At 56.9% G+C, this 6,457-nt stretch carries 10 protein-coding genes; 6 read left to right on the top strand and 4 right to left on the bottom strand.

The window, feature by feature from the left end:
- On the bottom strand, positions 1-317 hold a 317-nt coding region (locus tag AB9K34_RS21790), incomplete at its 3' end, for a MobA/MobL family protein (RefSeq protein ID WP_369956708.1).
- A 137-nt stretch (positions 318-454) separates the two neighbouring features.
- Here AB9K34_RS21790 and AB9K34_RS21795 point away from each other — a divergent pair.
- Complete coding sequence (locus AB9K34_RS21795; protein WP_369956709.1) at positions 455-733, top strand: hypothetical protein; 279 nt, start codon at positions 455-457, stop codon at positions 731-733.
- A complete protein-coding gene (locus AB9K34_RS21800) occupies positions 730-1,278 on the top strand; it encodes a hypothetical protein (protein ID WP_164687501.1) in 549 nt (182 codons plus the stop codon). The genes AB9K34_RS21795 and AB9K34_RS21800 overlap by 4 nt, the downstream gene beginning before the upstream one ends.
- 3 nt (positions 1,279-1,281) lie before the next feature.
- On the opposite strand, the gene AB9K34_RS21805 is transcribed toward AB9K34_RS21800, so the two are convergent.
- Together AB9K34_RS21805 and AB9K34_RS21810 are read right to left on the bottom strand one after the other, a co-directional pair.
- Positions 1,282-1,590: a type II toxin-antitoxin system RelE/ParE family toxin gene (locus AB9K34_RS21805; RefSeq protein WP_164687500.1), complete on the bottom strand. Its 309-nt coding sequence runs from the start codon at positions 1,588-1,590 to the stop codon at positions 1,282-1,284.
- Positions 1,587-1,847 (bottom strand): CopG family ribbon-helix-helix protein, encoded by a 261-nt coding sequence (locus AB9K34_RS21810; RefSeq protein WP_164687499.1) that lies wholly within the window; start codon positions 1,845-1,847, stop codon positions 1,587-1,589. The genes AB9K34_RS21805 and AB9K34_RS21810 overlap by 4 nt, the downstream gene beginning before the upstream one ends.
- Before the next feature lie 278 nt (positions 1,848-2,125).
- On the opposite strand from AB9K34_RS21810, the gene AB9K34_RS21815 reads away from it, so the two are divergent.
- The 4 genes from AB9K34_RS21815 to AB9K34_RS21830 all read left to right on the top strand — a co-directional run bounded on the left by AB9K34_RS21815 (position 2,126) and on the right by AB9K34_RS21830 (position 5,312).
- The gene (locus AB9K34_RS21815) at positions 2,126-3,133 is read left to right on the top strand and encodes a replication initiator protein A (RefSeq protein WP_164687498.1); all 1,008 of its coding nucleotides are present in this window, start codon (positions 2,126-2,128) and stop codon (positions 3,131-3,133) included.
- A gap of 127 nt (positions 3,134-3,260) precedes the next feature.
- The gene (locus tag AB9K34_RS21820; RefSeq protein WP_164687497.1) at positions 3,261-3,671 is read left to right on the top strand and encodes a hypothetical protein; all 411 of its coding nucleotides are present in this window, start codon (positions 3,261-3,263) and stop codon (positions 3,669-3,671) included.
- 218 nt (positions 3,672-3,889) lie between these two features.
- Positions 3,890-4,573 carry a pentapeptide repeat-containing protein gene (locus tag AB9K34_RS21825; RefSeq protein ID WP_369956712.1) on the top strand — a complete coding sequence of 228 codons (684 nt, stop codon included), beginning with the start codon at positions 3,890-3,892 and terminating at the stop codon, positions 4,571-4,573.
- Between the two features lies 1 nt (position 4,574).
- Entirely contained in the window at positions 4,575-5,312 is a 738-nt protein-coding gene (locus AB9K34_RS21830; RefSeq protein ID WP_226937145.1) for a pentapeptide repeat-containing protein, read from the top strand.
- A gap of 76 nt (positions 5,313-5,388) precedes the next feature.
- Here AB9K34_RS21830 and AB9K34_RS21835 read toward each other — a convergent pair.
- A partial coding sequence (locus AB9K34_RS21835; RefSeq protein ID WP_369956713.1) for a MobA/MobL family protein occupies positions 5,389-6,457 on the bottom strand: 1,069 nt, incomplete at its 5' end.

The raw sequence follows: 6,457 nt of genomic DNA on the forward strand, positions 1-6,457 counted from the left end.
CGGACCAGGGCGACACGCTGCGCATGGGTCAGCTCGTCGGGCAGGGCCACGCGGACCTCGCGGGCGACCTGGCTGTTCTTGCGGGTCTCGGATTCCTCGACACGGTTCCACAGCTCGGATCGGTCACGGACCCAATCCGGCGCATGGTCCGGGGCGAGGATCTCGGTGTGATCGACACCGCCCCGCGCCGCATAATCGAAGGTCAGCCCGGTGCGGCGGTCTTCGATGCGCTCTGCCACGCGGTAGGCGGAAGCCGCCGTGGCGCTGCGGCCCTGACTGCGGGAAATCATCGTTGCGCGTAAATGATAGATCGCCATGTGAGGGCTGCACTTTGCTTAGGGGTTAAGGGGAAACGCCAGTCTCCCCTACCCACACAAACGCGCAGCGTTTGTATAAGTGGGCACTTCGTGTCTTGCTCTCTACATCTTTCGTAGCCTAAAAGCAACTTAGGACGGTGGAAAAGGAGACCAGAATGGCGCGGACAATAGATCAACAGATCGCCGAAGCGCAGGCAAAACTGGCTCGCCTGAAACAGCGCCAGAAGGCTAGTGAGACCCGGCGGAAAATCATCGTCGGGGCTATCGTGACGACTGCGGCTTTGAACGATCCGAAGATTGCCCGATGGATGGCTTCAACCCTGCGCAAGAACGCCACCCGTGAAGTCGATCAGAAAGAACTGGTCGGGCTGCTGGAAGATCTCGATCAGGTCGCGGCGAAGGCGGACCCGGCATGAGCAAGGATCCGTTCCAGATACTCGCCGATGAGCTGACCCTGATCCGCAAGGACATGGACCAGCTCCAGCGCACCAGCCTCGACAAGGACGAGGCGAAAAAGCTGAACCAGATCGTGACGGCAGCAGTCCTGAAAATGGCGAAGACGGCAGAGGATGCGCCGGGAGAAATTCAGGGCGCACTGGAAACGGACCGCGACCAGATGGCCCGCAGCGCCACACAAGCCGCTACAAGGGCCGCTGAGAGCGCCATGGCCGGAATCCGGCATGATCTCGACAATGAACGCGCAAAGCTCTCACAGGCCGCCGGAGAGGCCCGTAGAGAGGCATGGCGCTGGTTTGGCGGGTTCTGGGTGTGGTTGGCCTCCATGCTCGCCACAGGAGCCGTTATCGGAGCGCTGGCGATGGCATGGATTGCCGGGCGCGGTGATGCCCGAGAGTTCGGGCAGTTTCCAAGCATCTATTGCGGCACCGCAGGCGGGCAGGTGGTCGAACAAGACAACGGGTCCAGCTATTGCGCCATCTGGATCAACAGACCGGATCAGTGAAAATCACTCCGGCCATTCTTCGGGGGACCAGTCGCGCGATGTGTGGATCACACGGACAATCGCGATTTCTTCCGCGCCGCCCGTCTGCGTGATCGCATAGGCCACAACGTAGGGCAGACCTGTCACTGATTTCTCATAGGTGCCTGTCACCCGTCCGGGGCGCCCTATCGGCATGTCGCCAAGGGCCAGAGCCGTCTTGTCGAGGGCAGCGGCCACACGGCGGGCCGCTGACGGATTGTCGGTGGCGATGTAGGCAACCTGCTCGGCAAGATCGGTCAGTGCATCTTTCGACCAGCGAACGGGTCTGCTCACGCGGTGCCGCCCGCCGCTGCATCAATCACCTGCCGCAAGGACGCCATCGCGTCTTCATGGCTGACCGTCCGTCCGGTCTCCACGTCCGCAAGCCCGCGCTCGATGCCTTCGATGATCGCCAGCTCTCGGTCCACGTAGGTTTCCACCGCTTCTGCCGCCAGAAAGGATCGGCTGCGTCGTGTTCCGTCTGCCAATCTCCCCAGCTTCGCCTTGAGCTGCGGATCAAGTCGGATCGTCATTGTGGTGCTGGCCGTCATTTCATCACCTTCTAAGCATGTGTACATCTGAACACATACACTGTCTTAATGGTTTCGCAAAGAGGGGATCAGGGGAAACCCCTAGTGTTAATAGTGTTACCTACGGAGTAAGTTACGGGCCTGAAAATCACCAGTAACCCTATAGGTCTGAAAGGTAAAACTATCCACAGGGTTCCGAAAGGTGCGAATCTCGGTTCCGAAAGGTGCGAAGCGGCGACGGTTCCCGATAGTGCGAATTTATGGTTCCTGATAGTGTGAACTGCTGCTATAGCTTGGGCATGGCCTTGCTTCCCGATCGACACCCTCAAAAAGATTTCTTTATCCTCGACATCGCCGATGTCGTGCCGAAGGATGATACGGCGTCGATGGAACATCCGATGTTCTCGCTGGCAACGAAGCCAGACATGCGCCACCTGCACTACGAGGCCGGGGATGTTCGCCTAGAGATTACGCCGTCCTATAACGGCCTGCCGACCATCTTCGACAAGGACATTCTGATCTTCTGCATCAGCCAACTGATGCACATGAAAAACCGTGGCGAGAAGATCGGCAAGCGTGTCAGGTTCACGGGGCGGGAGCTTCTAGTCTCAACGAACAGGCCCACCAACAACCTTGGCTATCAACGCCTAGAGCAAGCTTTCAAACGCCTACGAGGGACAACCTTCAAAACGGACATTCGCACGGGAGACCGCATGGAAACCCGTGTTTTTGGCCTGATTGACGAAGGTGGATTTGTCATGCGTGAGGATGGTTCATGGCGGCTGGATTATTGCGAGGTGGTCCTGTCGGACTGGCTCATGCGGGCTATCGAGTCCGACCAGGTTGTCACGATCTCGAACGACTACTTCCGCCTACGCCGCCCGCTGGAACGCCGTCTCTACGAGATCGCGCGGAAACATTGTGGCAACCAGCCAAAATGGCATATCGGCCTTGCCAACCTTCAACGGAAGACTGGCAGCAATGCTCCTCTCAAGAAGTTCCGACTCAACCTTCGCCAGATCATTTTTGACGATCACACGCCTTTCTACCGGATCGAGCTGACGGGCGATGACCTCGTGATCTTCCGTCCCCGACATACGAAAACACAGGTCGCGCCTGCAATCACACTGCCTGACTGGGCCGAAGAAAAAGCCCGCGCTCTGGCACGGGAAAAGGGTCGGGATTACCATGCCCTTCGAGCTGATTGGCTGGCCTTTGCGCAGGCAGAAACGGCCAAAGGCAACCCGCCGAAAAATGCGGGTGCTGCATTCGTAGCCTATTGCGGAAAACAAAACAGCCTAAGATAGCGGCTACGATGCCTAGATACGCCGTTTCCTCGATGGTTTGCTTGATTCAGAAATTGTGGCACACTGGTCACGCTGACTGGTCATGACCAGTCAAGAAAACCAATAGTGACCATGAGGAAAACCGGACATGACCATGACACTGAATGAAGCGGCCAAGTCCTGTCGTAAGGCGAAGGGAACAGTCCTAAAAGCTATAAAGGAAGGGCGTTTAAGTGCGCCGAAGGATACTCAAGGACGATACGAGATTGATCCGTCAGAGTTGCATAGAGTGTTTCCACTGACCGCTACTGACCAGTCAGTAAAACCGGCACTGACCCCCACTCCTGACCACGAAAACCGCATTGAAATTGAACGGTTACGCGCCGAACTTAAAGCCGCAAACACCCTGTCTGAAAACATGGCTGAAACTGTGGCAGACCTTCGCGAACGCCTTGATCGTGAGGGCGAAGAACGCCGCAAGTTGACCGCAATGCTAACCGATCAGCGGGCGGGGCAGGGGGCAAAGCGTGGTTTGTTTGGATTCCTGCGATCAGTATAGCTATCGACATGCCACAAACCCGCCAAAACCTTCATAATTTTGGCAGGGTGTTTTGGAAGGCCCAAGCCATTGATCCGTTACAAAATGGTAAAGCCCTCCGCAAACGAGCGTTTGTGGAACGGTCTTGGATGGTTGCTATATGAACAATCTTGCCGTTGAGCCGGTAGTCGCCCTGCAAAAATCTTGTCTATGTGGTGCTCTTTTGCGAGGTAGTGAAAATGAACAAAAAAATTACACTGACTGCCCAAACCCTCCGCCGTGCCGATCTCGAAGGGATCAGCAAGTCAGGCGACATAGCACTGCTCGAAGACTGCGACCTGAGCGAGATGAACCTATCAGAAATTGATCTTTCAGGGTGGCATTTTGCGCGTTGCAGACTGGCTCGCACTTCTTTTAACGGTGCAAGGATTGATGAAACCAGCTTCACTGCCTGTCGAGCCGCAGGGGCAAGCTTTACTGGCTCCAACCTGCAGGAGGCAGTTATAGAAGGCGGAGACTTCAGCAACACGAATTTCAGGGGCGCCACCCTCACCCATACTAAAATTACCAACTGCAAAATGACTGGTTCCGACTTTACCGAGGCGAAGACATTGGGGCTTTCCATCGAAAGCGTGCTGCTGGTCCTTGCTGTTCTGCCGAGGCTTTCTTTTCGTAAAATGACCCTAAAGGAAGTTGATTTCAGCGAGGCCGACTTAAGAGGCTGCGATTTTAGGGACACTGTTTTTGAGGATTGCTCCCTTCGTGATGCCCACCTTCCAGAATGCAGGTTTGAGGGTGCCGATCTACGCAATGCTGATTTAGGTGGCATCAAGCTTACCAATGCCCAATTTTACAAGGGGGCGCTAATTTCAAAACGCCAAGCAGCTGACCTTCTGGGCCAGCTCGGCCTGAAAGTTCTTTAGCATGGCAACGATGACCTTGGAGGAGGCCGCCACACGGCGTCAGGTTACGGGCGAGCGGTTTCGCGCAGACGGCCTTGACGGATTTTCAATTTTTGAAACAGATTTTACGGAATGTTCATTCGTAGATTGCATGTTCGACGGCGGTAAAGTTGGCATGTCAAAGTTCCGAAACTGCCATTTCACGGATTGCTCGTTCCGAGACACAACGCTCCTTTCCTGCCAGTTCAACGAAGGGGGCGATGATGAGTATTGTGTTTGGAAGGCGTGTGATTTCTCGGATGCCTTTCTTTCAGAATGCGATCTTTCGAAAAATAGATTTATCAAATGCCGAGGCTTCATGCTGCTGCTGAAAGACTGCAACCTTTCAGAGACTGAAGTCGATCTAGAAGTTCACCGAAGCACCAATGCCCGCCATATCATCGGCGGTATATCGTGCTATCGGACGCGTTTTCTTGAAGCCAACTTTACGGGACAGGACCTAGAGGGTAGCACTTTCGAATTTTGTGATGTTCGTGGTGCCAATTTCAACAAATGTAATCTTACCTCCGTCAAGTTCGTTGGATCAAACTTAAACGGGGCCTCGATAAGGAATGCGTCGCTTGTCTGCACAAATTTAGCTCATTCCGAGATCGAAGAACTAGACCTTACTCAGGCCGATGCACTCTCTGACTTGATGATCAGTGCTGAACAGCGTGATTACGTGCTAAAATGTTTTCGGGTTACGGTCTTAAATCCATGACCCGAAACGGTCATAATACACGACGAACCATCGTCTTCAGACACCTCCCAAAATGGACCGTTTGTTGAAGCTATTCTTATCGGTCGATCCCATGCCCTCGGTCGCGATGCGCTTCCCGCTCAATCTCTTGCTGGCGCTCTAGCTCTTTCACCCGTTCCTGTTCTCGCGCCGCCTCCTGTGCGGTGTGCCGTTCCTCGGCCTCACGGCCCTCGCGCAACGCGGCGGCGCGATCCGCTAGAGCATCACGATCAACGCCCTCCGCTGCTTCGCGCAGACGTGCTGCAAAATCCTGCGGGGCTTCCCGTTCTTGCTCCGACGTGGCGGCTTCCTGAACCTTCTCTCGGCCCTGATAGGCTTCCCATGATGCCTTCAACCGTGCGGCAAAGTCAGGTTCTTGGTCCCGGCCGTCACGCCCTCCGGCAAGCGCCAGCTCGGACTGCCCTGATCCCAGACGATCCATGACGTGCTCTGCCGCACGGTCCAGCCAATCGCGGACCTGTCCGGTCAGCTCCTGCACCACCTGCCTGACCTCGGCGGCAAGGTCCTTGACCTCGTGCCAGACACGGACGGCGGCAACCTCGATGCCGCGCTCCTTGAGCTGCCAAGCACCAAGGGAAAGCTGGGGCAGGGGCGGGCGGTCCAGTGACATGGCCCGCACGGTCTCGTGCAGCTCCGCGCCCTCGTCGCCGCGCTCCCGCGCCGCGCTCGCCAGCTCAAGCGCCTCGTCGCGCTGCGCCACCAGCGTCCGGTGATCCACGCGGTCCTCGATGCCGGCGCGTTCAAGGGCCGCGTTGCTGTCCCGAGCCCACGCCTCGCGCCAGCCCTCCAGAACCTCGACTTTGTTCCAGTCGCGGTTCTTGGTGGTGAAGCCGTCTGCATCCACCTCACGGGTGGTCAGCAGAATGTGGGCGTGGTGGTTGCGCTCGTCGCCCTCGCGCCCCGGTGCGTGCAGGGCGATGTCGGCCACCATGCCACGGTCCACGAACTGCGCCTGTGCGTAGTCGCGGACCAGGGCGACACGCTGCGCATGGGTCAGCTCGTCGGGCAGGGCCACGCGGACCTCGCGGGCGACCTGGCTGTTCTTGCGGGTCTCGGATTCCTCGACACGGTTCCACAGCTCGGATCGGTCACGGACCCAATCCGGC

Origin of the sequence: Sedimentitalea sp. XS_ASV28, from assembly GCF_041224545.1 — a bacterium.
GTDB lineage: Bacteria > Pseudomonadota > Alphaproteobacteria > Rhodobacterales > Rhodobacteraceae > Sedimentitalea.